This window comes from Micromonospora sp. NPDC004704, from assembly GCF_053601675.1.
Window position 1 is genome coordinate 1681 of the sequence record NZ_JBSGCD010000077.1, and the last position, 1325, is coordinate 3005.

Here is a 1325-nt window from a genome sequence, read left to right on the forward strand (position 1 = left end):
ATGTGAATGCCACAGCTTCGGCGGTGTACTTGAGCCCCGCTACATTGTCGGCGCGGAACCACTTGACCAGTGAGCTATTACGCACTCTTTAAAGGGTGGCTGCTTCTAAGCCAACCTCCTGGTTGTCTATGCGACCCCACATCCTTTTCCACTTAGCACACGCTTAGGGGCCTTAGCTGGTGATCTGGGCTGTTTCCCTCTCGACTACGAAGCTTATCCCCCGCAGTCTCACTGCCGCGCTCTCACTTACCGGCATTCGGAGTTTGGCTGATTTCGGTAAGCTTGTGGGCCCCCTAGACCATCCAGTGCTCTACCTCCGGCAAGAAACACGCGACGCTGCACCTAAATGCATTTCGGGGAGAACCAGCTATCACGGAGTTTGATTGGCCTTTCACCCCTAACCACAGGTCATCCCCCAACTTTTCAACGTTGGTGGGTTCGGCCCTCCACGCGGTCTTACCCACGCTTCAGCCTGCCCATGGCTAGATCACTCCGCTTCGGGTCTAGGACACGCGACTGAACGCCCTATTCAGACTCGCTTTCGCTACGGCTACCCCACACGGGTTAACCTCGCCACATGCCACTAACTCGCAGGCTCATTCTTCAAAAGGCACGCCGTCACCCCTAAAGGCTCCGACGGATTGTAGGCGAACGGTTTCAGGTACTATTTCACTCCCCTCCCGGGGTACTTTTCACCATTCCCTCACGGTACTAGTCCGCTATCGGTCACCAGGAAGTATTTAGGCTTACCAGGTGGTCCTGGCAGATTCACGGCAGATTACAGGGGTCCGCCGCTACTCGGGAACATCCACAGAAGACCAGCCACTTTCACCTACCGGACTCTCACCGTCTACGGTTGGCTTTCCCACACCATTCGGCTAGCAACTGGTTTTATCACTTCTCGACCCAATGTCAGTTGAATCAGCAGAGTCCCACAACCCCAACCACGCAACCCCTGACAGGTATCACACGCAGCCGGTTTAGCCCAAATCCGCTTTCGCTCGCCACTACTCACGGAATCACTATTGTTTTCTCTTCCTACGGGTACTGAGATGTTTCACTTCCCCGCGTTCCCTCCATACACCCTATGTGTTCAGGTGCAGGTGACAGCACATGACTGCTGCCGGGTTCCCCCATTCGGACACCCTGGGATCACAGCTAGGTTGACAGCTCCCCCAGGCCTATCGCGGCCTCCCACGTCCTTCATCGGCTCCTGGTGCCAAGGCATCCACCGTTCGCCCTTGACAACTTGACCACAAAGATGCTCGCGTCCACTGTGCAATTCTCAACAAACGACCAACCCACAACCCACAACCACCACACCA

The 1325-nt window shown here is 55.8% G+C and carries 1 rRNA gene (running past one end of the window); it reads right to left on the reverse strand.

The window, feature by feature from the left end:
- A 23S ribosomal RNA gene (locus tag ACWEFB_RS38195) occupies positions 1-1255 on the reverse strand (it extends 1486 nt beyond the left edge of the window).
- Positions 1256-1325: the final 70 nt, after the last annotated feature.